This is a genomic window from Cryobacterium cryoconiti (genome assembly GCF_004403065.1).
GTDB classification, from domain to species: Bacteria; Actinomycetota; Actinomycetes; order Actinomycetales; family Microbacteriaceae; genus Cryobacterium; species Cryobacterium cryoconiti.
This window is the reverse complement of sequence record NZ_SOHA01000004.1, coordinates 13,393-38,815: the sequence shown is the minus strand read 5'-3', so window position 1 is coordinate 38,815 and position 25,423 is coordinate 13,393. Positions and strand designations below refer to the sequence as shown.

Annotated in this window: 22 protein-coding genes; 10 read left to right on the top strand and 12 right to left on the bottom strand. The window is 64.8% G+C overall.

Features of this window, described 5'->3' with window-relative positions; genetic code table 11:
• Window positions 1-214: 214 nt before the first annotated feature.
• Entirely contained in the window at window positions 215-2,740 is a 2,526-nt protein-coding gene (locus tag E3T49_RS01360; protein WP_134422769.1) for an ATP-dependent Clp protease ATP-binding subunit, read from the bottom strand.
• Between the two features lie 247 nt (window positions 2,741-2,987).
• On the opposite strand from E3T49_RS01360, the gene E3T49_RS01355 reads away from it, so the two are divergent.
• Window positions 2,988-4,520 (top strand): hypothetical protein, encoded by a 1,533-nt coding sequence (locus tag E3T49_RS01355; protein WP_134422767.1) that lies wholly within the window; start codon window positions 2,988-2,990, stop codon window positions 4,518-4,520.
• Between the two features lie 24 nt (window positions 4,521-4,544).
• Entirely contained in the window at window positions 4,545-5,522 is a 978-nt protein-coding gene (locus E3T49_RS01350) for a pirin family protein (protein WP_134422765.1), read from the top strand.
• Window positions 5,523-5,620: 98 nt separating this feature from the next.
• On the opposite strand, the gene E3T49_RS01345 is transcribed toward E3T49_RS01350, so the two are convergent.
• From E3T49_RS01345 to E3T49_RS01325, 5 genes are all read right to left on the bottom strand, one after another.
• On the bottom strand, window positions 5,621-6,550 hold the full coding sequence (locus E3T49_RS01345; RefSeq protein WP_134422763.1) for an aldose 1-epimerase family protein: 930 nt from the start codon (window positions 6,548-6,550) through the stop codon (window positions 5,621-5,623).
• A 47-nt stretch (window positions 6,551-6,597) separates the two neighbouring features.
• Window positions 6,598-7,584, bottom strand: a complete 987-nt coding sequence (locus E3T49_RS01340) for a glycoside hydrolase family 43 protein (RefSeq protein ID WP_134422761.1) — start codon at window positions 7,582-7,584, stop codon at window positions 6,598-6,600.
• A 6-nt stretch (window positions 7,585-7,590) separates the two neighbouring features.
• Window positions 7,591-8,469 carry a carbohydrate ABC transporter permease gene (locus tag E3T49_RS01335; protein ID WP_241972580.1) on the bottom strand — a complete coding sequence of 293 codons (879 nt, stop codon included), beginning with the start codon at window positions 8,467-8,469 and terminating at the stop codon, window positions 7,591-7,593.
• Window positions 8,466-9,389, bottom strand: a complete 924-nt coding sequence (locus E3T49_RS01330; RefSeq protein WP_241972579.1) for a carbohydrate ABC transporter permease — start codon at window positions 9,387-9,389, stop codon at window positions 8,466-8,468. The genes E3T49_RS01335 and E3T49_RS01330 overlap by 4 nt, the downstream gene beginning before the upstream one ends.
• A 93-nt stretch (window positions 9,390-9,482) precedes the next feature.
• The gene (locus E3T49_RS01325; protein ID WP_134422757.1) at window positions 9,483-10,790 is read right to left on the bottom strand and encodes an ABC transporter substrate-binding protein; all 1,308 of its coding nucleotides are present in this window, start codon (window positions 10,788-10,790) and stop codon (window positions 9,483-9,485) included.
• 219 nt (window positions 10,791-11,009) lie between these two features.
• On the opposite strand from E3T49_RS01325, the gene E3T49_RS01320 reads away from it, so the two are divergent.
• Window positions 11,010-12,023: a LacI family DNA-binding transcriptional regulator gene (locus E3T49_RS01320; RefSeq protein WP_134422755.1), complete on the top strand. Its 1,014-nt coding sequence runs from the start codon at window positions 11,010-11,012 to the stop codon at window positions 12,021-12,023.
• A gap of 56 nt (window positions 12,024-12,079) precedes the next feature.
• Window positions 12,080-13,957: a glycoside hydrolase family 2 protein gene (locus E3T49_RS01315; protein WP_134422753.1), complete on the top strand. Its 1,878-nt coding sequence runs from the start codon at window positions 12,080-12,082 to the stop codon at window positions 13,955-13,957.
• 23 nt (window positions 13,958-13,980) lie between these two features.
• Here the strand turns inward: E3T49_RS01315 and E3T49_RS01310 are convergent, their stop codons facing one another.
• Both E3T49_RS01310 and E3T49_RS01305 read right to left on the bottom strand, forming a co-directional pair.
• Window positions 13,981-14,805: an SDR family NAD(P)-dependent oxidoreductase gene (locus E3T49_RS01310; protein WP_241972578.1), complete on the bottom strand. Its 825-nt coding sequence runs from the start codon at window positions 14,803-14,805 to the stop codon at window positions 13,981-13,983.
• Between the two features lie 28 nt (window positions 14,806-14,833).
• Window positions 14,834-15,652 carry an SDR family NAD(P)-dependent oxidoreductase gene (locus tag E3T49_RS01305; protein ID WP_134422749.1) on the bottom strand — a complete coding sequence of 273 codons (819 nt, stop codon included), beginning with the start codon at window positions 15,650-15,652 and terminating at the stop codon, window positions 14,834-14,836.
• Between the two features lie 106 nt (window positions 15,653-15,758).
• Between E3T49_RS01305 and E3T49_RS01300 the strand changes: the two genes are divergently transcribed.
• Window positions 15,759-16,364: a TetR family transcriptional regulator gene (locus tag E3T49_RS01300; RefSeq protein WP_134422747.1), complete on the top strand. Its 606-nt coding sequence runs from the start codon at window positions 15,759-15,761 to the stop codon at window positions 16,362-16,364.
• Window positions 16,365-16,376: 12 nt separating this feature from the next.
• Here E3T49_RS01300 and E3T49_RS01295 read toward each other — a convergent pair whose 3' ends face one another.
• Window positions 16,377-17,657: a Y-family DNA polymerase gene (locus tag E3T49_RS01295; protein WP_134422745.1), complete on the bottom strand. Its 1,281-nt coding sequence runs from the start codon at window positions 17,655-17,657 to the stop codon at window positions 16,377-16,379.
• Complete coding sequence (locus tag E3T49_RS01290; protein ID WP_134422743.1) at window positions 17,650-18,066, bottom strand: LexA family protein; 417 nt, start codon at window positions 18,064-18,066, stop codon at window positions 17,650-17,652. The genes E3T49_RS01295 and E3T49_RS01290 overlap by 8 nt, the downstream gene beginning before the upstream one ends.
• A gap of 185 nt (window positions 18,067-18,251) precedes the next feature.
• Between E3T49_RS01290 and pgi the strand changes: the two genes are divergently transcribed.
• A complete protein-coding gene (pgi, locus tag E3T49_RS01285; protein WP_134422741.1) occupies window positions 18,252-19,979 on the top strand; it encodes a glucose-6-phosphate isomerase in 1,728 nt (575 codons plus the stop codon).
• Window positions 19,980-20,102: 123 nt separating this feature from the next.
• Window positions 20,103-21,023 (top strand): 5'-3' exonuclease, encoded by a 921-nt coding sequence (locus tag E3T49_RS01280; RefSeq protein ID WP_134422775.1) that lies wholly within the window; start codon window positions 20,103-20,105, stop codon window positions 21,021-21,023.
• Window positions 21,024-21,109: 86 nt separating this feature from the next.
• On the opposite strand, the gene E3T49_RS01275 is transcribed toward E3T49_RS01280, so the two are convergent.
• A complete protein-coding gene (locus E3T49_RS01275) occupies window positions 21,110-21,868 on the bottom strand; it encodes a GntR family transcriptional regulator (RefSeq protein ID WP_241972577.1) in 759 nt (252 codons plus the stop codon).
• Between the two features lie 71 nt (window positions 21,869-21,939).
• Here E3T49_RS01275 and E3T49_RS01270 point away from each other — a divergent pair, with 71 nt between their 5' ends.
• From E3T49_RS01270 to E3T49_RS01260, 3 genes are read left to right on the top strand one after another with little or no spacing between them, the layout of a single operon-like run.
• The gene (locus tag E3T49_RS01270; protein WP_134422739.1) at window positions 21,940-22,680 is read left to right on the top strand and encodes a DsbA family protein; all 741 of its coding nucleotides are present in this window, start codon (window positions 21,940-21,942) and stop codon (window positions 22,678-22,680) included.
• On the top strand, window positions 22,680-23,543 hold the full coding sequence (locus tag E3T49_RS01265) for a cytochrome c biogenesis CcdA family protein (protein WP_134422737.1): 864 nt from the start codon (window positions 22,680-22,682) through the stop codon (window positions 23,541-23,543). The genes E3T49_RS01270 and E3T49_RS01265 overlap by 1 nt, the downstream gene beginning before the upstream one ends.
• Window positions 23,540-23,893, top strand: coding sequence for a DsrE family protein (locus E3T49_RS01260; protein WP_134422735.1), 354 nt, complete (start codon window positions 23,540-23,542; stop codon window positions 23,891-23,893). Before E3T49_RS01265 ends, E3T49_RS01260 begins: the two co-directional genes overlap by 4 nt.
• Before the next feature lie 61 nt (window positions 23,894-23,954).
• Here E3T49_RS01260 and cls read toward each other — a convergent pair whose 3' ends face one another.
• Window positions 23,955-25,418: a cardiolipin synthase gene (cls, locus tag E3T49_RS01255; protein ID WP_134422733.1), complete on the bottom strand. Its 1,464-nt coding sequence runs from the start codon at window positions 25,416-25,418 to the stop codon at window positions 23,955-23,957.
• Window positions 25,419-25,423: the final 5 nt, after the last annotated feature.

Sequence of the window (25,423 nt, the reverse complement as noted above, 5' to 3'; positions counted from 1 at the left end):
TCTGAACTATGCCACACCACACGAACGACTGGCCGAACTGATCCTGGCCGCATAATGAAACTACGGACCCCGTCCGGAAAGACCGGGTCACCCCAGGCCGAAACGGGGTTGTAGGAGCAAAATCTCCGTCGAATTCGTTGGGCAGCTCTGGCCGGACGAGAACGAGACAGGGCCCGGCGGATGTCTCCGCCGGGCCCTGTCTGTCGGGTTACCGCTACTCGCTGGTCACGGCGAGGTCGGGCGAGCCCGGCCCCGTTCCAATCGCTGCCGTGGTGTTGACGCCCACGGCGACGGTGGAGGCGCGCACTGTCGTGGTGAAGATGTACTCCCCGGCCACGAAGTCCACGTGCACGTGGTCGCCGGCGTTGAGCTCGCCCTGCAGGATCTTCTCCGACAGGCGGTCCTCCACCTCGCGCTGGATCGCGCGGCGCAGCGGACGGGCACCGAGTGCGGGGTCGAAGCCGACCTCGATCAGGTGCTCCTTCACGGCGAGGGTCAGGTCCACGGTCATGTCGCGGTCGAGCAGGCGCTCGCCCAGGCGCTTGATGAACAGGTCCACGATCTGCAGCAGTTCCGGCTTGGTCAGCTGCGGGAAGACGATGATCTCGTCCACTCGGTTGAGGAACTCGGGCTTGAAGTGCTTCTTCAGTTCCTCCTTCACCTTGCCGCTCATCCGGTCGTAGCTGGTGGAGGTGTCGCCCTCGAGCTGGAAACCGACGGGCGCGCCGCTGATGTCCTTGGTGCCGAGGTTCGTGGTCATGATGATCACGGTGTTCTTGAAGTCGACGACGCGACCCTGACCATCCGTCAACCGGCCCTCTTCCAGAATCTGGAGGAGCGAGTTGAAGATGTCGGGGTGGGCCTTCTCGATCTCGTCGAACAGCACCACGGAGAACGGCTTGCGGCGCACCTTCTCGGTGAGCTGGCCGCCCTCTTCGAAGCCGACGAACCCGGGAGGGGCACCGAACAGACGCGACACGGTGTGCTTCTCGCCGTACTCGCTCATGTCGAGCGAGATCATGGCGGCCTCGTCGTCGAACAGGAACTCGGCGAGCGCCTTGGCCAGCTCGGTCTTTCCGACGCCGGTGGGGCCGGCGAAGATGAACGAACCGCTCGGACGCTTCGGGTCCTTCAGGCCGGCACGGGTACGACGGATGGTCTTGGCGAGCGCCGAGATGGCCTCTTCCTGACCGATGACGCGCTGGTGCAGGGCCTTCTCCATGAAGACGAGCCGCGAGGACTCCTCCTCGGTGAGTTTGAAGACGGGGATGCCGGTGGCCTGGGCCAGAACCTCGGCGATCAGTCCCTCGTCGACGACGGCGGTCGTCTTGACGTCGCCCGACTTCCACTTCTTCTCCAGGCGCAGACGCTCGCCGAGGAGGTTCTTCTCCTCGTCGCGCAGGCCGGCGGCCTTCTCGAAGTCCTGCTCCTCGATGGCGGTCTCCTTGGCGGCGCGCACCACGGCGATCTTCTCGTCGAATTCGCGCAGTTCGGGCGGGCTCGACAGGATCGACAGGCGCAGGCGGGCGCCGGCCTCGTCGATCAGGTCGATGGCCTTGTCCGGCAGGAACCGGTCGGAGACGTAACGGTCGGCGAGGTTCGCCGCGGCCACGAGGGCGCCGTCGGTGATGGACACCTTGTGGTGCGCCTCGTAGCGGTCGCGCAGGCCCTTGAGGATGTTGATCGTGTGGGGCAGAGACGGCTCGGCCACCTGGATCGGCTGGAAGCGGCGCTCGAGCGCGGCATCCTTCTCGAAGTGCTTGCGGTACTCGTCGATCGTGGTGGCACCGATCGTCTGCAGCTCGCCCCGGGCGAGGAGAGGCTTCAGGATGCTGGCCGCGTCGATGGCACCCTCGGCGGCACCGGCACCGACGAGGGTGTGGATCTCGTCGATGAAGATGATGATGTCGCCGCGGGTGCGGATCTCCTTGGTGACCTTCTTCAGGCGCTCCTCGAAGTCACCGCGGTAGCGGCTTCCGGCGATGAGCGAGCCGAGGTCGAGCGAGTAGAGCTGCTTGTCCTTCAGCGTCTCGGGCACATCGCCCTTGACGATGGCCTGGGCGAGGCCCTCGACCACAGCGGTCTTGCCGACGCCGGGCTCACCGATCAGAACAGGGTTGTTCTTGGATCGGCGGGACAGGATCTGCATGACCCGCTCGATCTCTTTCTCGCGGCCGATGACCGGGTCGAGCTTGTTGTCGCGCGCGGCCTGGGTGAGGTTGCGTCCGAACTGGTCGAGAATCTGGCTGCCCGCCGGACCGCTCGCCTGCTCATTCGCACCAACCTGCACCTGCTCCTTGCCCTGGTATCCAGAGAGGAGCTGGATGACCTGCTGGCGCACCCGGTTGAGGTCGGCGCCGAGCTTGACGAGCACCTGGGCGGCAACGCCTTCACCCTCGCGGATGAGGCCGAGCAGGATGTGCTCGGTGCCGATGTAGTTGTGGCCGAGCTGCAGCGCTTCGCGCAGGCTCAGTTCGAGAACCTTCTTGGCGCGCGGCGTGAACGGGATGTGACCCGTCGGCTGCTGCTGGCCCTGGCCGATGATGTCCTGCACCTGCTCGCGCACGGCGTCGAGGGAAATACCCAGGCTCTCGAGGGCCTTGGCGGCAACTCCCTCGCCTTCGTGGATCAGGCCGAGCAGAATGTGCTCAGTACCGATGTAGTTGTGGTTGAGCATTTTGGCCTCTTCCTGGGCCAAAACGACGACGCGACGAGCTCGGTCGGTAAATCTCTCAAACATGTGATCGCTCCCTTGGCGCCAGGGCAGTTGTGGCGCCGATACATCGAGAGTAACGAGCGAACCCTGAAATGCATGCCTCTGTTCGCCGCAGGCGTGACGGATGTCGACAGCGACCGGTCACGGACAGCGTGCGCCGGGGCGCCCGCGCGCCTTGCGCATCGCCTGTCGAGCGCAATAATGACTCCGTACGGTGGCCGGGGGCGCCGGGGGGACCGTGTCCATCGCAGGCAGGCGAGAGGCGGAGTCCATGGCCGAGTCCGACAACCCCGAGCAGAACAATCCCGCGCAGAATTCCCTCGAACAGACGGAGCTCGTGCGGCTGTCGCGTGAGAATGCGATTCTCCGGGAGCGGCTCGACGCGGTGGAGGCAGCCTCTGCGGCGAGCGCCGAGACCGTCCCGCTTGCCGGGCTCGCCGCCCCGGCCGCGCCCCCACCCTCCCGTCAGCGCTGGCGGTCGTTCCTGGCCGTGGTGCTGATCGCCTTCGGCGTGCTGCTCGCGCCCGTCGCCGTGGTGTCCCAGTGGACCAAGACGGTCGTCACCGACACCGACACGTTCGTTGCGACCGTCGCGCCCCTGGCGGAGGACCCGGCGTTCCAGACGTTCCTCGTCACCGAGATCGTCGGCGTGGTCGAGGAACAGGTCGACATCGAGGCTCTGGCGACGGACCTCTTCGACGGTCTGGCCAGCCTTGATCTGCCTCCGCGGGCACAGGACGCGCTCATCCTCCTCGAGGCGCCGGCGGTGGAGGGGGTGCGCTCGCTCGTCCGCACGGCAGCCGAGCGAGTGGTGACTTCGGATGCCTTCGCGAACGTTTGGGAAGAGGCGCTGCGTCTCAGCCAGACGCAGATCATCGCCGCTCTGGAGGGTGACACCTCGTCGGCGCTCGTCATCAGTGACACCGGCGAGGTCGGCATCCAGCTCGGCCCGATCATCGCGGAGGTGAAGCAGCAGCTCCTGGCCCAGGGCTTCGGCCTGGCCGCGAACATCCCGGAGATCGACCGCACGATCCCGATCGCCCAGTCGGACGCCCTCGTGCAGGCCCGCACGGCCTACCAGCTCCTCAACGTGGCCGGCACCTGGTTGCCGTGGGTGAGCTTGACCCTCGTCGCGGCCGGTGTGCTCGTGGCCCGGCGGAGATCTCTCGCGCTGATCTGGGCGGGCGTCACGCTCGGCCTCTCGATGGCCCTCCTGGCCGCCGGGGTCTCGGTGGGCCGGTTCTTCGTCGTCAACGCGCTGTCGCCGGAGTACCTGCCGAGCGACCTGGCCGGCACGGTCTACGACTCACTCGTGCCGCTGGTCTACGCCTCCGCCCTGTCGGTGGGGCTCGCCGCCGTGACCGTCGCCATCGTGGCCTATCTGGCCGGGCCGTTCCGCGGCGCCATCGCGGTGCGGCGCCTGGTTACCGACGGCGCACGGCACCTGCGGGCCAGCGCCGCCGGCAGCGGAGTGACCACCGGGCGAACCGGCAGCTGGCTCTACCGGGCACGCCGCTTCATCCGGGCCGCCGTCGGCATCGGGGCGGCCGCCGTCGCCCTCTTCTGGCGCCCGCTCACCCCGGCCGTCATCATCTGGACCGCCGTGCTCGCCCTCATCGTGGTGCTGCTGCTCGAACTGCTGCAGCGCCCGCCCGCAGAGATGCTGCCCGCGACCACGGCCCAGGCCGAGCCGGGAGAGCCGGGCGCGGGCGAGAGCACGACCGCCGATCTCACCGAGACGGCCGAGCTTCCGCCGCAGTCGCAGGGTGCGACCGTCCCGGTCAGCCGCGACGACGCCGACTGAGCGTCCCTCGTTAGACTTTTCGGCGTGAGCAATCTGGAGCGGGAACCGGCCGAGGTCATCGCTGAATGCGCCGCCGAAACGGATGCCCGCGCTCGCCTCATCCGTTATCTGCCCCGCGACGTTCCCCTCGGCGGTCCGCGCGCGATGAACGTGCGGCGCACCCTCCCCCAACGTGGCCGTTCCACAATCGGCGCCTGGTGCTTCATCGACCACTACGGACCCGACGCGGTCACCGCCATGCTCGTGCCGCCGCACCCGCACACCGGGCTGCAGACCGTGAGCTGGCTGTTCGAGGGCGAGATCGAGCACCGGGACAGCACGGGCACCCACGCGCCGGTGCGCCCGGGCGAACTGAATCTGATGACGGCCGGGCAGGGTGTCAGCCACTCCGAGGTGTCCCCGGCGGGCTCCCGCTCCCTGCACGGCGTGCAGCTCTGGATCGCCCTGCCCGACCGGCACCGGCACCAGGCGCCGCACTTCGAGAGCCACCGCATCCCGCCGGTCGTCCTGGACGGGGTCGGCCTGCGCGTGTTCGCGGGCGAGCTGGCGGGCATCCGCTCCCCCGCAGCGGTCTACAGCCCCCTCGTCGGCGCGGAGCTCACCCTGCCGGCCGGCGTCGCCGTCGATCTGCCGGTCGACACCTCGTTCGAGCACGGCGTGCTGGTGGACGCAGGCACGGTCGCTGTCGAGGGCAGCACGCTCGCGCGCTGGGAACTCGGCTATGTGGAGCCGGGGCGCGGCATCATCCGCCTGGCGAACGAGACCATGCAGCCGGCCCGGGTGATCCTGCTCGGCGGGCAACCGCTCGGCGAGCAGCTGGTGATGTGGTGGAACTTCGTCGGCCGCAGCCATGACGAGATCACCCGCTGGCGGGACGAGTGGCAGTCCGCGGTGATCGAGGGCACGGATGCCGCGGGCCGCTTCGGCACGGTCGCCGGCTTTGAGGGTCCCCCGCTCCCCGCGCCCCAGCTGCCGACCGTGCGTCTGAAGCCCCGCAACTGACCCGGGTCCGCCGGATTCAGCGGGCGCCCGTGAACTCGCCGCGATGTTCGAGGCTGCCAGCCGGTATGTTCCGACGATTTCGGAGCGTCCGCGCCTCGCTAGGCGATGGCTCGAATGGTCCACGAGGCGCTTGTGGACTCTCCCGCCTCCAGGACCTTGAGGTCCGTCCCGGAGTTGAAGGCGTCCGGCGGACAGGTCATCGGTTCGACGACTAGTCCAATCCTGTCAGTCGAAGGTTCGGGTTGGTCAGCCGTGTGCACCTGTACCCACGGGCATTCGCCACCCCAACTCAGTTCGACTCCACTGCCCGCGGTCGTCGTCACTCGCACTGTCGCTTCGCCTGCCTCGTCCCTGTCCAGGCCCGTGAAGGCATGGTCGATGAAGGTGTCATCGATTGTTCGTGGCGCACGAAAATCAAAGGCGGCAAGATCTTCAGCGTTGACGTCACCCAGGCGAAGGGGAATAAGTCGGTCAGGAGTCACGGTCAGCATGAGCCTGGCTGGGAGTTCAAGCCTCCAGTCGTTGACGCGGCCCTCACCGGCGACAAGATAGGGGTGTGGAGCGACACCGAAGGGGGCGGCGTCGGGACCGGCGTTCACTGCCGTCACGATTGTGCGAAGGCCCCCGTCGTCGAGGATGAAATCCACCTCCAGCGTGATCCGGTGGGGATATCCAGGTTGCGGCTCGACGGTTGCCTGCAGAACGAGCCGATCGGCCGCCTGCCTGACCGCAACGAAATTCAGCCACGACGCGAGGCCGTGGAGCGCGTGGACTCGTGACGGCTCGGTGATGTTCAGCTGTCGCTCGACGCCAGCGAATGTGTACCTTCCATCAACGACTCGGTTCGGCCAGGGCGCCAGAATGGCGCCGCGGAAGAAGGGTCGCACCTGGTCGGCATCGAACGGCACGATGAGGTTACGTCCGTAATGCTGGAGCGATCGAACGCTAGCGCCGATACTCGCGATCGATGCGGAGTAGCCGGAAGCCTCGAGAACGAATTGGGTTCCCGACAGTGGAGTGAGAGACATGTGAACACCGTTCAGTGGAGATACCTGGGATTTCATTCCCAATGGGGTTACTTGGGGACCACGATCCGAGGAACGTCGGCGTCCCATTCGGCCTCGGCCACGTGCAGTCCGCGGTACGTATAGTCCTTGTCCCATCCGTGGAAAACGAGATAGTCCTTGCCGTTCAGCCCCACGACCAAGTCCTGGCCACCGGGGCCGCGATAGAGACCACCCGACCCGTCGGTGGAGAGGATCGGGCCCTTTTCCTTCGTCCACGGGCCGTCGATCGACGCAGCCGTTGCAGCACCGACCGCATAACGGTCGCCTCCGTAAGCGTTCGCGGAGTACAGCAGCACGAGTCCTGAACCTCGCGCGACGATGGTGGGAGCCTCGATCAGATCGCCCTCCCACACCTCGGTCTGCTTCACGATCCTGATGGGGTCACCAGTAACACCGAGCCCATCGGAAGTGAGCGGGGCCACCTGGATCCAGGTGTCGAGGTCGCAACAATTCCCGTCATTTTTCCAGACGAGGTGCAAGACGCCGTCGATGACCACGGTGCTCGCATCGATCGCGCCACCTTCATCTTCTGGACAGATGATCATGGCGTCGCCCTGAACGGTGAACGGCCCGGCTGGGTCGCTGGCCGTGGCGACACCGATGCACTGCAGCGTTGGCGCAAAATTCGTCGCCGTGAAGTACATGACGAACGAATCATCGGCCAGTCTCGTCACCTCAGGGGCCCACGTCTTGCCCGGAATGACCCAGCTCGGGAGATCCGGCAACGCGTCGGGTAGCACCTCCCAATCGACCAGATCGGTGGACGAGGCCACCTGCACGTTGCGGTTGTTGTCGTTGGTGGCGTACGCGAAATACGTACCGTCGACTTCCACCAGGTCGGGGTCAGCGAAATTTGCGTTGAGGACCGGGGCGCCTGCTGCGGCAGACGGCGGGGGTGCCGATGGCTCCGCCGCCGCCGTGCAGCCACTCACCGCGAGAACAGTGATGATGGCTGCAGAAGCCCACGCGACCGCTCTGCGGCGATCAGGATTCATCAGTCGTTACCCCTTCACACCAGAGCGGGAAACGCCCTCGATGATGAACCGCTGGAGGAAGATGAACAGAGCCAGCACAGGTACGCTCGCGACGACCGCGCCGGCCATCAGGAGGTCGTAGCGCACGGCGTTTGCGGACTGGAGGGTGGACAGTCCAGCTGGCAGTGTCTGTACCTCCGGGCTGAACAGAACGTAGACGGGCCAGAGAAAGTCATTCCAGTTGCCAAGAAACGCGAGCAGCGCGAGTGTTGCAAGAGCTGGCTTGGCGAGCGGCAGAACGACTTGCATGAAGATCACAAATCGATTCGCCCCATCGAGCCGCGCGGCCTCCTCCAACTCGATCGGCAGTCCCACGAAGAACTGCCGCATGAAGAACACCCCGAAGGCGGATGCCGCCGTGGGAATGATGATCGCGACGAGCGAGTTGAGCCACCCCAGCTCGCTCACGATGAGGTAATTGGGGATCACCAGGATGACCGGCGGCACCAGCAGGGTTGCGACGATGATGACGAAGACGAAATTCTTGCCGCGAAACTGCATTCGTGCGAGCGGATACGCCGCTAGTGACGCCGTGATGACGACGAGCGTGGCATTGAGGGCGGCTGCAACCATGCTGTTTGCAAACCATTGCAGCACCGGAGTCGAGGTCCCGGGAGCGAGGATTGACGCGAAAGCTTGCAGAGAGATCGGATTGGGAATCCACGATGGTGGAATAGCCGTCGCGTCAGCCCGGGTCTTGAGGCTGGTCACGATCATGAAGATGATCGGGCTGATGAACGCGATTGCGATCGCGCCGAGAACGACGACCCGAGTGATGGTGCCACTCCGCCGGCGTGCACGACGTCCACGGGAATCTGCACTCATCGTGGTCGTGAGAGCGTTCACGAACGCACCTCCTTCTTGAGCTTCTTGGGCTGTTTCTCGCGAAAGATGTAGAAGACCAAAGCGCTGATCGCCATCAGGAAAACTGTCAGGACGTAACTCATCGCCGCGGCGCTGCCCATCTGGAAGTTGCGCAGTCCCGCATCAGCGATTTGATAAATGGCCGTGCGCGTTTCACGTCCGGGGCCGCCCTGCGTCATGAGATAGGACTGGCCGAACATGTTGGCGGATGCGAGGAGGGTGATGATCGTGATGAACGACAGGATGGGCTTGAGGCCCGGGATCGTCACATGCAGGAACTGCATCCACGGTCCGGCTCCATCAACTCGTGCGGCTTCATAGAGTTCGATCGGAATGTCCTGAAGGCCGGCAAGGTAGATGACGGCGTTGAATCCGAGCGTCCACCATACGGTCACTCCCACGAGCGCGACCCAGGCCGCGGGCGTCGTTGTTGTCCACGCGGTGTCATCGGGAAGCCCGAGGAGGCCCAGATAGTGGTTCACCAGCCCGATGTTGTTATCGAGCAGGTATCGCCAGAGCACCGAGATGACGGCGACGCCGAGAACGTAGGGGGCGAAGTAGATGGCTCGGAGAAAGTCCCGTCCGGGAAATTTCTTGCTCATGAGCAAGGCGACGGCGAGGGGGACGATCAGGAGCAATGGCACGCTGAGCACCGTGAAGATTCCGGTAGCCCGCATGGATCCCCAGAACGGACCGAAAACGGTAGATCCGGGCGAGAACAAGGCGACGTAGTTGTCGAGGCCGATAAAGGGTTTGTTCGGCAGCGTGTAGTCCCACGAATGAAGACTGATCCAGACGCCGAGTACTGCCGGGAGGATGACGAAGCTGCCAAAAAGCAGGAGGTAGGGGGCAAGAAAGAGCCAGGGTGTTGCTAACCCCTGTTGCCGAGTGCCCGCTGGCACTCCACGATTCTTCTGGGGCTTCTGGTCGGAAGCCGAGGGGCGGCGCGCCCTCCCCGTGGGGAGGGCGCGCTCACCGACCTTCGTCGACATTGGTCAGTCCCCGAACGAGGCTTTGTTGTCAGCCATGAGCTTCGTCGCCGTGCCGGCGGCTTTTTTGAGCGCCTCACTCGGTGACGTCGTTCCCTGAACCCCGTCAGCGACGGCGATTTCGAGGGTCTCGGCCTGCACTCCACCGATTCCTGGGATGGGCGGCAAGAAACGCATCGAGTCGATTTTCTCCGCGATTGCTTCCTGCGGCAGACCGTCGAGGGCACCCGCATCGCGCACCGACTGACGAGCCGGGATCATGCCCGAGCCAGCCCACTCAGCAGACTGCTCGCTCATCCAGGCGATGAACACCTTTGACGCGTTGACCTTGTTCTGATCGGCATTTGCCTGACGGGGGAGGAAGAAGTTATGGGAGTTGGCCCAGACGGCATCCGTGTCACCGATCGTGGGGACCGGGGCGACCGCGTGAGGAAGTCCGGACTCGGCGAGATCGTTGATCTGCCAGATTCCGTCCCACGTGATCGAGGTCTCACCGTTCTTGAAGGCGACGTACTGAGAGTCGATGGCGACGTCACCCGGGCTGTACCCGTCATCCACGATGGAGCGCTGCCACTCAAGCGCCTCTACCCCGGCTGCGGAATCGAACGTTGCTCCGTCGTCACCATACGGTTCACCGCCGTTCTGCCACAGCAGGGAGAGGTTCATGAGGTGGCTCGGCCATCTCGTCGGCATCCAGAAGGGTGTTTCATAGCCGGCTGCTTTGAGCTTGACGAGCGCATCCTGGAAAGAAGCCGCATCGGTCGGGGCCTCTTCGATTCCAGCGGCGGCGAAATGTTCGGTGTTGTAGTACATGGCCAGGGAATGCACGTCGAGCGGAATGCCGTATCGGGCGTCTTTATAAACGCCGGCATCCCAGACGTCGTCGGTGAAGTCAGCTGCCGACAGACCCAGGTCATCGGCGAGATCGTCGATCGGTACGATGACGTTCCGAGCGGCATTCGACGCAAGCTGGTCCAGGTGCATCACACCGACGTCGGGACCCTCGCCGGCGGTCACCGCTGCGGGAAGTCGCTGATAGAAGTCGGTCCACTGCATCGTGTTCGAGACAACCTTGATGTTGTCATGCTCGGCATTGAAGTCGGACACCATCTTCTCCATGAATGGACCGTCCCCGCCGGTGAAGCCGTTCCAGTAGGACAGCTCCACTTCAGGCCCGGTGTATTCACCGGTGAAGGGCTCACTCGCCGCTTGCCCGGTTCCGCCTGCAGAGCATCCGGCCAGCACCAGCATGAGTGCGGCACCGAGGGCGGTAGCCGCAATCGCTCGCCGCCCCAGGAAGTCTTTCTGATTCATGATCGTTCGTCCTCCTCATCGAAAACATCGCTCCGCAACCCATGTGCGAAGCGCGCCGCCCATTTCCCGCACCGATCGGAGCGTTTCACGAGCACCTTCCGTCAATGTACAGCGCTGGAAAGATGTTTGTCTAGTCTGTGCGAATCCACGACAAACACCCTTTGCAGCGCCCGGCCACAGTCGCCCTAAGATGGACCGGACCGACTGGACGGAACAAACATGGCAAGGGTTCGACTAATCGACGTCGCGGAACTCGCGGGCGTGTCCATGAAGACCGTGTCGAACGTGGTGCACAACTACCCCCACGTGGCCCCAGCGCTTCGCGAGAAGGTGCAAGCGGCCATCGACCAGCTCGGCTACCGCCCCAATCTTACGGCGCGGCGTTTGGCTACCGGAAAAACGGGAATGATCGCCCTGGCAATCCCCGAGATCGACCACCCGTACTTTTCAGAACTCTCTCGCCATATTGCCGAGGAAGCCACTCGACGGGGATACCGCGTCATCATCGAGCAGACCCTGAGCGATCCCGTCGTTGAACGGGCCGTACTCAGCGATCGGGAAGCCGGGCTGGTCGACGGCGTCATCTTTCACCCTGTCCGCATGGAATCTCTCGACATTGCGAAGCTCGATCCCGGCACTCCGCTGGTTCTACTCGGCGAGGCGGCGATGCCCGTCATGACTGACCACGTGATGATCGATAACGTCTCCGCCGCTCTCGACGCTACGCGGCACCTGGTGGCGAGAGGATGTCGACGCATCGCTTTTCTCGGAGTCATCGCGGCGGACATCACGGGTTCGACGAATCAGCGTCTTCTCGGCTACCAACAGGGCCTCCTGGAAGCCGGGGTTCCACTTGATCCTGAGCTGGTATTCACGGCGTCGGAATTCACCGCGGAAGCAGGCCTTCGTTCGGTCGCTGAGGCGATTGAGCGCGGGGTGCGATTCGACGGCGTGGTCTGCCGCGATGACCGGTTTGCGATCGGAGCACTGAAAGCCCTGCACGACTCCGGGCGATCGGTACCCGCAGATGTGTCCGTGGTCGGCTGGGACAACACCTTCCTGGCCGCTTACACATCCCCAACGCTCACCTCGGTGGCACCGCAGAAGACCGCGATTGCTGCGGCTGCGTTCGATCTCCTCGAGGAACGAATCGCAGGCTACCGAGGGGTCGGGCGCCACATGATCGTGGGCCATTCGCTCGAGGTGCGCGAGAGCGCGCCGCTCGCGCCCTAGCAACCCAGATCCCACCCGGACTTTACAGCGCTGTAATTTGGCGGCATGATTGCGGTATGTCGCGTTCTCTCCCGATTTCTGCCAGTGCCCAGGGCGGCGTCTATCCCCGCCCCCAACTTGTCCGCCCGAATTGGCACGACCTCGCCGGCGAGTGGGCATTCGAACACGACGACCAGGACATCGGCAGAAGTGAAAAATGGTTCGTAGACGCTGCACACCTGGGCCGGGTCATCACAGTTCCCTTCCCGCCGGAGTCGGAGATGTCCGGAATCACCGATCCAGGCTTCCATCCCGTTGTCTGGTACTCCCGCGTCATCAGCCCCGAGGACGTCGCCGCCAGTGGCTGGTCCCCCGAGCGTGACCGGGTTGTGTTGCATTTTGGTGCAGTCGACTACCGTGCCTCTGTATGGATCGATGGTCAGTTCATCGGATCACACGAGGGCGGCCAGACTCCGTTCTCCTTCGACGTCACCGAAGCACTGTCGCCCCAAAAAAACGGCGTTCTCGTGGTTCGAGCCGAGGATGACCCTCACGACGTCGCCCAGCCCAGAGGCAAACAGGATTGGCTCGAAGAACCGCACGTCATTTGGTACCACCGAACCACGGGGATCTGGCAACCCGTCTGGCTCGAATCCGTGCCAGAACAGCGCATCCAGGCGCTGAGTTGGACTCCGAACGTACCGACAGGGAACGTCGCGATCGAGGTGGACCTGACTCGACGACCGGCGACGATCCTGACCGTTCACGTGGAACTGTCTCTGGAGGGTGAAATCCTGGCCCGGCAGTCGTACTCGACCGTGGAGCCGCGATCACAGGCAACCATTCAGATTGCACGCCAGGCGAACGGTCAGGCCTTCGAGGCTCTCCTGTGGTCACCGGAAAACCCGCGCCTGATCGACGCGCACGTCGTGATTGCTGCTGAAGACGGCACCATCCTCGACGAGTCCTTCTCCTACTTCGGTCTTCGCAGCGTCGGCGTCGCGGGCGGCAGTTTCCTGCTCAACGACCGGCCCTATTTCGTACGCTCGGTGCTGGAGCAGGGCTATTGGCCCCAGTCGCACCTCGCTGCACCGTCGGCCGAAGCCCTCCGTGCCGAGGTGGAGCTTATCAAGGCCCTCGGGTTCAACGCGGCGAGAATCCACGAGAAGGTCGAGGACCCCCGCTTCCTTTACTGGGCAGACCGGCTCGGATTGCTGATTTGGGGTGAAATGGGCAGTACCTACGAGTTCTCTTCGGAGGCGGTGTCACGAGTCACCCGCGAATGGATCGACGTCGTGCGCCGCGACCGTTCGCATCCGTCAATCGTCACCTGGGTTCCCCTCAATGAAAGTTGGGGTGTTCAACAGATCGCACACGACGACGCTCAGTTGAACTTCGCCCAGTCGCTCTACCACCTGACTCGAGCGCTCGATCCGACCCGCCCCGTCATCTCCAATGACGGCTGGGAACACGCCATTTCAGACATCCTCACGATCCACGACTATGCCGGTACGGCCGAACAACTCGACGCCAACTACAAGGACATCGACGCCATCCGCGCCCTGGTTGCGGGTATGGGCCCAGCAGGCCGTCGCCTGCAGCTCATTCCCCGCGAGGTGGATGGTCAGTCGATCATGGTCACCGAATTCGGTGGGGTCAGCTTCGCACCCGACGCTGCCGATGACTCCTGGGGATACACGACAGCAACCACCTATGAGGACTTTGAACGTCGAGTGTCAGGTCTCGTCAGCAGCCTTCGGGACAACCCGATACTCTCCGGCTTCTGCTACACGCAGCTGACGGACACGATGCAGGAAACCAACGGGCTGACCGACGCGTACCGGAAGCCCAAACTGCCGGTCGCTGTCATCCGCAGCATCGTGTCAGGGCAGGAAGCACCACTTCCCCGAGCAACCGCGGTCGATGACTCGAGCCTGCACTCAACCATGGGCTGACGACACCGATCGCTTTCCATCGATCAGGCGATCCCGACGAGGGCGGCGCTGCGTTCCCAGAGGCCGTCGACGAGGGCGTCATCGAGGGCTTGCGGATTCACCTTCGTGGTGAGCTTCTGCTGGTCGTAGTAGGCGCCGGGCTGCCAGGTGGTTCCGGGGGTGCCGTCGACGAACCAGGTCAGGTTCGCGCCTCCCCTGTCGGCGCTGATGAGGTTGAGTCTCTTCAGCGGCGTCTGGTAGATGAAGCGCATGAAGCTCGTGGTGTCCGATGCGAAGTTGGTTGCGACGTTGCCCGGATGGAAGGCCACAGCCGACAAGCCCTGGTCGTGGTACCGGGCCTGGAGTCCGCGGGCATGGAGGATGTTGGCGAGCTTCGCATCGCCATACGCCTTGTTCGCACTGAACTTCTTGTCGTTGTTCAGATCATCGAGGTCGAGGTGGCCGAACAACCGGTTGCCGATGCTCGAGGTGTTGATCACGCTCGACCGGCCACCCGCACCGACCCTGAGGGCGTCGCGGAGAAGCTCGGTCAGCAGGAACGGCGCGAGGTGGTTGACCTGGAAGGTCTTCTCGTGGCCGTCGATGGTCCTGGCACGGTCGCCGAAGAGACCGCCGGCGTTGTTGGCCAGCACGTCCAGCCCCGCACCGTCGAGTTCGGCCCGCACCTCGTCGGCCAGACGCCTGACGTCGTCGAGCCGGGTGTAGTCGGCGATGAATGCCTTCGCCCCGGTCTCGTGGGCGACCGCCTCGATCTTCTCCTTCGAACGGCCGGTGATGAGAACCCGGTGCCCCCGGGCAGCGAGCTGACGGGCGGACGCGGCACCGATTCCGTCGGAAGCACCGGTCACGAGGACGGTTTTATGTGTCGCCACGACGCTATTTCCCTTCCGCCAGCAGCGCCACGGGGGCCCATTCGGCCAGCGCGGCGAGACGCTCATTGACAAGGTACGGCACGGCCTGTGTGGCCATCTCGCCGAAGAACACGCGCCGTGGCGCCGTCTCCGCGTCGACGACCGTGAGAATCGCGGCGCCGAAGCCGACCGGCTTGGGCTGCACAGTGTTGGCCCGCTGCGCGGCCATTCCCTCGTGCAGCGGGGCGTACTGCGGCTGCGCGTCGGCTGCGACAGCGGATGCGCTGGACCAGTCGGTGTCGAACCCGCCGGGCTCGACAAGGGTGACCTTGATCCCGAATCCGGCGACTTCCTGCGCGAGGGAGTCGGACAGGCCTTCGAGAGCCCACTTGGAGGCGTGATACCCGCCCAGGTTCGGGAACGCGACGAGGCCGCCGATGGAGGAGATCTGGATGATGTGCCCCGACTGCTGCTCGCGCAGGATCGGCAGGACGGCCTGGGTGACGTGGAAGACGCCGAACAGGTTCACCTCGAACTGGTCCCGCAGCTGCTGCTCGGAGATTTCTTCCACGGCGCCGAAGAGACCGTAGCCGGCGTTGTTGATGACGACATCCAGGCGGCCGAAGGCCTCATGGGCGGTCTTCACGGCGGCGAAGACCTGGTCGCGGTCGGTGACATCGAGCCGGATCGGGAGAATGGCATCGCCGTACTTCTCGACCAGGCCGGAGAGGGAGTCGGTGTTGCGGGCGGTCGCTGCGACCTTGTCCCCGCGTTCGAGGGCGGCGAGGACGAACTCCCGGCCGAACCCCTTGGATGAACCCGTGATGAACCAGACCTTGCTCATGGTGTTACTCCTTCGACATTGGGCGCCGCTTGACGCCACTGAGGCAACTATATGCCGGTAGTGTCACTCGGTGTCAACTTCGCGCCCATGGGAGTATGCTGGGGATATGTCCGAGACGATCCCGCAGTCCATCCGAGAGCGAACACGCCGTCTCGCGCAGACCGAACTCACCATTGTTGCGCAGGACCTCTTCTTGGAGCACGGTTACGAAAACACGACCGTCGACGAGATCGCCGCCGCCGCCGGCATGTCCAAGCGCACCTTCTTTCGTTACTTCGCATCGAAAGACGACCTGGTTATCGGCAAGTACGACCTCTTCGGCGATCGGATCGCTGAAGCGCTCGATGCCCGACCCGCTGACGAACCGGTGTGGGACTCTCTGCGGCGCGTATTCGACCTCACCCTGGACTACGTGCAGGACGATCATGCTCGGGCACGCAATGACGCGATGGAACGCATCGTGCGCAGCAGCCCGCAACTCCATGCCCGTTACCTCGAGAAAATGCAACGAGTTCAGGAGATCCTGGTGGGACGCGTCGCCACGCGGATGGCGGATCAGTCGAGCGGGCGGAACGATCCCAAACCTGCCGCCGTCGTCGGCGCAGCGTTCGCGTGCATGCAGGCGGCCCGAACGGCCTGGCTCGAATCGAGCCAGGATCAGCCCTTCGGCGAATACCTTGACGACGCCATGTCGACATTCCGCATCAACTAGCGCGTTCCTCCGTCAGTGGGCGAAGACGGTGGCCAACTCATCCCAGTGCGTGGTCGCTCGGGGTGAGACCATGTTCCGCCGCATGGTCCAGGCCCGGTTGCTCTTGAACCCGGCCAGGCCGAGCCCCAGGGTTTCCTGACCGTACTTCGCGGTGATGGAGTCCAGCACGTCTCCGGCGGCGAAGGGAGCGGGGTTGGTGTCGAAGATGTCGAGGGCGGCATGGGTGTCTCGCGAGGAGAACTCGTGCAGGCTCACCCCCACGCGCACGTACTGCCGGTGCGCTTGCAGTTGCGGACCGAGGGCGGTGAGTGCAGCCCGGTATATTACGACCGGATCGTCGGTGGGGTCGGGAAACGCGAGGGAGACGGCATGAGTCACGTGCTCGTCCTGGAAGGGCGAGGTTGACGCATAACACCGCATGAGACGGGCGAGGGAGTTCTGCCGGCGCAGCCGGGCTGAAGCTCGCTGCGTATAAACGGACAGGACCTCCTGGAGTTCCGGGACTGTGCTGATCGGTATCGCGAATGAGCGGGAGAACTGGATCTGCTCCCGGTCGGCATGCACCTCCTCCAGCGGCAGACAGTCGATACCGCGGAGTTCTTGAACAACCCGCTCCTGGACGACCCCGAAACGTCTCCGGATGCCCGCCGCGTCCGCATCCCGAAGTGCGGCTGCGGTGTACACGCCGAGGCCGATCAGTTTTTTCGCCGTGCGACCTCCGATACCCCAGACCTGGCCGACCTCGACGGACTGCAGGATTGAGGTCAGTTGGGCGGGCGAGTAGGCCGCGAGGTTGCAGACTCCGAGAAGCGCCGGAGCGGTCTTCGAGCCGCGATTGGCCAGTTTGGCCAGGGTCTTGCTCGGTGCGATCCCGATGCTGACCGGGAGACCGATCAGTTTCCTCGTGGCGATGCGAATCTCACGGGCGATCGCCGACACCTGCGGCGGGGTGCCTGTGAGGCGGATGAAGCTCTCGTCGATCGAATACACCTCTTGAGACGAGGTGTAGCGGCCGAGCAGTTCCACGGTTCGCGCGGACAGGTCGCCGTAGAGCTCGTAGTTGCTGGACCGGGCGATGACGCCCTGGGCGGTGGCTTCGGCGGCGATGCTGTGCCACGGCGACGCCATGTCGATGCCGAGTGCCTTGGCCTCCTGGGAGCGCGCGACGACGCATCCGTCATTGTTCGACAAGACGACAACCGGTTTGCCCTCGAGTCGTGGATCGAAGATGCGCTCGCAGGAGACGTAGAAGTTGTTGGCGTCGACGATCGCGATCGAGGGCAGGTCAGACACGGTGCAGGCACCGGGTGACGACGCCCCAGATGGTGAGTTCGCTCATCTCCCCGAGGACGATGTCGGGGTACGCCGGGTTCTCTGGAACCAGACGGATGCCCGACTCATCGATCCGGAGCCGTTTGATGGTGAGTTCGCTGTCGACAACAGCAACGACGACACTGCCGTCGCGGGCGTCGAGGGAACGGTCGACGATGATTTCATCGCCGTCGAAGATGCCGGCGCCCGTCATGCTGTCCCCACTGACACGCACAATGAACGTTGCCGTCGGATCCTGGATCAGGTGGCGATTCAGATCGACGGGTCCGTCGTAGTAGCCGGCGGCCGGAGAGGGGAATCCGGCGTGCACGGCCTCCGGCGCCGCTCGAGCGAACTTGTCCTCGGAGACGTTGCCGTCGCCCGAGGTCATATCGACGATGGGGCTGGTGTGAGCATGTGCGTTCCTGACTGGGGCGGATGGCCTCGGTTGTGCGTGACAGCTCTAGTCTCTCAGCGAGCGGTGACACGGCGGTGAGCAGTAGCCTTGAGAGCGGTTCGCCTCGCTGTGCTGCGGGAGTCGCGGGCACAGTGTTATTCCGGTATCCAGGAGAAATCATGATCGAATCCGCCCCCGTTGATCCCACCGCCACCGAAGCCTGGGGTCAGCTCGCCGGCCTCGCCGAGGGCTTTTCTCCTGATCTCCGCGGTTGGTTCGATTCCGACGCAGCACGAGCCGATCGATTCACCTTTCAAGCGGCCGACCTCACCGTTGATCTATCGAAGAATCTCCTGACCGACGAGATCCTGACTCACCTCGTGCAACTCGCGACGGAGATCGGCGTCGCCGACAGGTTCCAGGCCATGCTCGCCGGCGAACACATCAACGTGACCGAAGACCGCGCTGTTCTCCACACTGCGCTGCGCCGCCCGAAGGACGGCGCCGACCTCGTGCCGCCGACGGGGTTCGTCGTCGACGGTCAGGATGTCGACGCCGACGTTCACGCCACACTCGACAAGGTTTACGGGTTCGCGGACAAGGTACGGTCCGGCGCCTGGACCGGCGTGACCGGCAAACGAATCACGACGATCGTCAACATCGGGATCGGCGGTTCCGACCTCGGCCCCGTGATGGTCTACGAGGCTTTGAAACCGTACGTGCAGGCAGGCCTGGAGTGCCGCTTCATCTCGAACATCGACCCCGTCGACGTCTACGAGAAGACGGCGGACCTGGACCCGGAGACCACCCTCTTCATCGTTGCATCGAAGACGTTCGGCACGCTCGAGACGCTCACGAACGCCCGTTTGGCACGAGAGTGGCTCTGGGCCCGGCTGCTCAGCTCGGGCGCCATCGATGATTCAGACGCTGCGCGGGACGACGCCGTCACCAAGCACTTCGTCGCCGTTTCCACCGCTCTGGACAAGGTCGCAGCCTTCGGAATCGATCCCGAGAACGTCTTCGGATTCTGGGACTGGGTCGGCGGTCGCTTCTCGATCTGCTCCGCCATCGGTACGTCCGTGATCATCGCCATCGGCCCCGACAACTGGCGCGAATTCCTGTCCGGCTTCCACGCCATCGATGAGCACATGCGAACCGCCCCCCTCGAGCGGAACGTTCCCGTCCTGATGGGCCTCCTCAACGTCTGGTACTCCAACTTCCTCAAGGCCCAGAGCCACGCCGTTCTGCCGTACGCGCAGTATCTCCACCGTTTCCCGGCCTACCTGCAACAGCTCACGATGGAATCCAACGGGAAGAGCGTGCGTTGGGACGGCACACCGGTCACAACCGACACCGGGGAGATTTTCTGGGGCGAACCGGGCACGAATGGTCAACACGCTTTCTTCCAGCTCATCCACCAGGGCACGCGCCTGATCCCGGCGGACTTCATCGCCGTCGCGAATCCGGCCCATGCCCTGAAGGACAAGACCGGTGACGGTGGCGCTGTGGAGCCAGGCCAGGACGTCCACGCGCTGTTCCTGGCGAACTTCTTCGCCCAGACCAAGGCTCTCGCCTTCGGAAAAACGGCCGCTGAGGTTCGCGCAGAAGGCACCACAGAGTCCGTCGTACCGGCCCGCGAGTTCAGCGGGAACCGGCCCACCACGTCCATCCTCGCGCCGGCCCTCACCCCGAGCGTCGTCGGCCAGCTGATCGCCCTCTACGAGCACATTGTGTTCACCGAAGGCATCATCTGGGGCATCGACTCCTTCGACCAGTGGGGTGTCGAACTGGGCAAGCAGCTTGCGCAGCAGATCGCTCCTGCCGTCGACGGCGATGAGGATGCCCTCGAATCCCAGGACTCGTCGACGAAGGCCCTGATCCGCAAGTACCTCGAGCTGCGCAACTGACTCCACCCCGGCGGAGCCACTTTCCTGCCGACCTGAGCAGTCCGGTTGGCAGGAAAGTGGAAGTGGCGACTCGGTCGATCATCGTGCAAGGATGCCCCCGTGACCACTCAGCCCGAGCGCCGGATGCTCCTCGACACCGCTGCCCTGTATTTCCGGGCGTTCTACGGTGTTCCCGACACCGTGCGCGCGCCCAGTGGCGAGCCGGTCAACGCGGTGCGGGGGCTGCTCGACATGATCGCCCGGCTTGCGACCGAGTTCGCGCCGACGGAGATCGTGGCCTGCTGGGACGACGACTGGCGCCCGCAGTGGCGGGTTGATCTCATCCCGACCTACAAGACCCACCGAGTGGCCGCGGAGCCGGCAACGGATGCGGGCTCGTCGATCGAGGTTGTACCCGACCTGCTCAGCCCGCAGGTTCCGATCATCCGCGACGTGCTCACCGCTCTGGGAATTCCCATCATCGGCGCCGCCCACCACGAAGCCGATGACGTGATCGGCACCCTCGCCTCACACTCCGACATTCCGGTAGACGTGATCACCGGAGACCGCGATCTGTTTCAACTCGTCGACGACTCGCGCGGCGTGCGGGTGATCTACACCGGTCGCGGTATGGCACGACTGGAAGTGCTCACCGACGCAACCCTCACGATCAAGACCGGCGTGACCCCGGCACAATACGCAGACTTCGCCGCGTTGCGCGGCGACGCCTCGGACGGGCTGCCCGGCGTGGCCGGCGTGGGTGAGAAGACCGCGGCGTCACTGCTCGCCGACTACGGAGACCTGAACGCGATCGTGGCGGCCGCCGCCGATCCGAGTTCCACTCTGGGCGCGGCCGTGCGCGCGAAGATCCTCGCCGCCGCGCAGTACCTCACGGTGGCCCCGGCCGTGGTGAATGTGGTGCGCGACCTCACCCTGCCGGCGTTCGATGCCCGCATCCGCTCGAGCACGCCCGAACAGGGTGCCGAGCTGGAGCGTCTGTCGATCTCGTGGGGGCTGGACTCCTCCCTGAAACGCGCTCGAGGTGCCCTCTCCGCCTTGTCCTGATCAACCCCGACAGCACAGGCCGGCCCGGTGACCCGATCGCCCCGGATTTTGCTTTCGCTCTTGCTGTCGCTGTCGGCGCATCGGGCCTAGGAGCTCGGCACTCCCTCACCGAACGTTGCGGTCACGGAATAGTGCTCGCCCAGAATATGGCTGCAGCGCAGTTCGACGGCGGCCCCTCGGTGGTAGCCGATTCGCTGGATGCGGAACATCGGGGCACCCAGGGCACAGCCGAGGCGTTCGACATCCAATGCCGCGGCGGTGTCGGCGCGCAGTTCCTCGACTCCACCGTCCACGGTGATGCCGCATCGTTCCGAGAGTTCCTTGTAGAGCGCGGTTTCGGCGAAGTCAACGTCGAGAAGCGGGCGAACCAGCGCGGCCGGAAGCCACACGTGATCGACCGCAAACGGTTCCTCGTCGGCGAGACGCAGGCGGGACAGCTTGAGCAGCTCCTCGGTCGGCGGAAGCGAGAGGCGGGCGGCGATGGCCGGATCGGTCACGAGGCGTCGCTCCAGGACGATGCTGCGCTGCGACATCCCGGATTCCTGCACCGACGCGAACAGGCTGTAGACGGGGCCGAAAGCGCTCCCCCGGCCACCCACGATCGCCCGAGGCTTCTTGCCTCTCTGCGCGCTGACGACGCCCGCCTCCCTGAGGGGGCGCAAGGCGTTGCGGATCGTACCCCGGCTGACGCCGTACGCCTCGGCCAGGCCGAGTTCACCGGGAAACCCGTCCGTGAACTCACCCCTGGCAACGCGGTCCGCGAGGTCCGCGCCGATGCTCTCCCAGAGAGGCCTGCGCAAAGCCGGCTCAGCGGCGCGCGCGTCTACCTGTGCGTGTCCTGTCACCGCTGTCCTTTCTCGCTAAATGTATATACATTATGAACGTCTCGTTCACGCACCTTGGAGGGCAAAAAAGCATGGCGACTGCACCACCGACCAACCGTTCAGCGGGCTCCCCCCGGCGACGCGGACGCCTGTACTTCATCCTTGCTGCTGTCGCGATTGTAGCCGTGCTGGGAGTCGGGTACGCGGCGCAGACCGGCGCAGCCCAGCAGGGGGCGACAACAGGAGCTGCCGACGAACAGGGCGCCGAGGAACCGACCATCGACATGTCCCGTCGAATTGACGGGGACCCGACGGCACTCGGTGAAACGGATGCCCCCGTCGTCCTGGTGGAGTATTCGGACTACCGGTGCCCCTTCTGCGCCGTCTTCGCCCGAGACACGCTCCCGACCATCGTCGACGAATACGTGCAGTCCGGCCAGGTGCGCATCGAATGGCGCGACCTGACCGTCTTCGGCCAGGAGTCGATCGACGCCGCCGTTGCGGGCCGGGCGGCCGGGGCGCAGGGTTTGTTCTGGGAGTTCAACGAGGCGACGTTCCGGGATGCCCCCGAGCGGGCTCACCTCGACCTTCCACGGGAGCGCCTGCTCCAGATCGGCCGGGACATCGGGGTGCCCGACATGGCTCGCTTCGAGAGCGACCTGGACGACCCGGGGTTCCTGGAGTCCGTAACCGCAGACACCGACGAGGCTCACTCGTTCGGCGCAACGGGAACACCGCTGTTCCTCGTGAACGACACTCCCATCTCCGGCGCCCAACCCGTCGAGGTCTTCCGCCAGGCCATTGATCGCGAACTCGCCGAAGCCACCCCGTAATGGATATCGGATACGCCGGAGCACTGATCGGCGGCGTCCTGACGCTGCTGAGCCCCTGTTCGGTCCTGCTCCTCCCCGCGTTCTTCGCCTACGCGTTCTCGACGCCCACGAAACTCCTCGCGCGCACCGGCCTCTTCTACCTGGGACTGATCACCACTCTGGTGCCGATCGGCGTTCTCGCCGGCACGCTCGGGGCCTTCCTGACTCAGAACCGAACCGGATTCGTGATCGTCGCAGCATCACTCGTCATCGCACTCGGCCTGGTCCAGCTCTTCGGCATCAGGCTGCCGGCGTTCTCCCGCGGCGGCGGCGCTGAGGGCACCTCGTCGGCCTCGGTCTTCCTCCTGGGATCGGTCTACGGGGTTGCCGGGGTGTGCGCGGGGCCGATCCTCGGCTCGGTACTCACGGTTGCCGCCGTGAGCGGAAACGCCGCCTACGGCGGTGTCCTGCTGGCCATCTACGCGCTCGGAATGACGGTGCCCCTGTTCGTGCTGGCGCTGGTCTGGGACCGGCTGCGGATCGCGGAGCGAGGCTGGCTTCGGCCCCGGATGGTCCAGATCGGACCCTGGCGGAACTCGTGGTTGCTGATCATCTCCGGCTTGCTCTCCATCGGAATCGGTGCGCTCCTCCTGGCGACCGACGGAACGGCCGGACTGGGGGGCATCCTGACCATCGGCGATCAGTTCGCCGCCGAGTCCTTCGTGTTGAATGCCTCATCGGGCATGTCCAATCTTCTGTTCGGCCTGCTGGCGATCGGCGTGCTGATGGTCGTCGGCGTGATCTCCTTCCTGCGCGGCCGCCGACCGGCGGATCCGGATCAGGCCGACCAGGGGCAGCCGGCAGAGCCGATCGCCCGGCCGTGAGCGCTCGCAGGAACGACACCGGACTGCTCCTCCACGTCAGCGGCGCCGATGCGGCGAGCATCCAGGCCGGCATCCGTATGGCCCTCAACGCCCGGGAACAGTTGCCGCACGTCATCGTCGAGCTCGTGATCCAGGGGCCGTGCGTCAGTTTTCTGACGGCCGGATCGGTGCTCGAGCCTCACTTGGCCGCACTGGATGGCGGGCCCGTCCAGGTTGTGGCCTGTACCAACAGCCTGCGATCGGCCGGGATGGAAGCCGGCCGGTTGCGGGGTGGCGTCGGCGTCGTGCCGGCGGCCGTCGCCCACCTGGCGGCGCGGCAGTTCACGGGTTGGGCCTACGTGCGGGTGTGACACGGTCTCGACAGGCTCGACCACCGATGCCCGGCGAGACGACGGCTTTGGTCCGTGTGGGCTACTGCACGGCGGAGGTCAGCCGGGCGAGGTTGTCGAGCACCGTGGAGCGCAGCGGCTGCTTCATCCACTCCTCCAGGGTGAGCTCGCGGCTGTCAGCCCGGTAGCCGTCTTCGACCTCCCGCAGCTGCTTCACGAAGGAACGGCCACGCACCATCATCGACACCTCGAAGTTGAGACTGAATGACCGCATGTCCATGTTGCTCGACCCGATCACGGCCACCTCATCGTCGATCGTGAAGTGCTTGGCGTGCAGCACGTAGGGCGCCTTGTAGAGGTAGATCTTCACGCCCGCCCGCAGCAGTTCCTCGTAGTACGAGCGTTGCGCGTGGTGCACGAGGGCCTGATCGCCGACCTCTGAGACGAACAGCTCCACGTGCAGCCCCCGCTGGGTGGCCGTCGTGATGGCGTACATGATCGACTCATCAGGCACGAAATACGGGCTGGTGATGACGATGCGTTCCTGGGCGTAGTAGAGCAATGCGAGGAACAGGCGCAGGTTGTTCTCACCCTCGAAGCCGGGCCCGCTGGGCACGACCTGACAGTCCAGGGAGTGCGGCGCGATGTCGGTCGGCACGGGCTGGATGTCCCGGGTGAGCAAGTCGTTGGTCTCGCTGTACCAGTCGGTGATGAAGATCGCGTTGAGACCCGACACGATCGGCCCCTCGACCCGGGTCATCAGGTCTTTCCACTTCAGGCCGCGACGGATGTTCCTGGGCATGTTGTACGTGCGGTCGATGACGTTCTGCGACCCCATGTAGCCGACCGTGCCATCGATCACCAGCACCTTACGGTGGTTGCGCAGGTCAGGTCGCTGCCACTTGCCCTTGAGCGGCTGCAGCGGCAGGAGCAACTCCCACTTCACGCCGGAGTCGGTGAGTCGTCGCAGGGTTTCGCGGTAGCCGGGTTTGCGCATCGACTGGATGTGGTCCATCAGCACCCGCACCGTGACGCCGCGCTTGACGGCGTTCTCGAGGGAATCGAAGAACGGCGCGGTGGTCGGATCCAGAGAGAGGATGTAGAACTCGACGTGCACGAAGTTGCGCGCCCGGTCGATGTCGGTCACCATCTCGGCGAACGTGCTCTCGTAGTCGCCGAGCAGCCGAGCCTGATTGCCGCCGACCAGGGGCATCGACCCCAGGTTGCGGTTGAGTTCGACGACGGAATCGAGCCACGGCGGCCAGGGGTGGTCGCGGCGCACCTGCTCGATCCCCTCGGTGCTGTCGAGGATGAACTGGTTGATCTCCTCCTGCATCTCCAACCGCTTCTTCGGCAGGGTGCGGTAGCCGATCAGCAGGAAGAGCAGCGCTCCGATATACGGCAGGAAGAAGATGGCGAGCAGCCAGGCCATGCCCGAGGTGGGCCGTCTGTTGCGGGGAACGACGATGATGGCCACCACACGGATGGTGAAATCGACCACCAGGGCAATCACCAGGATGACGGTCGAGATGTCGATGCCGAACATCGGGT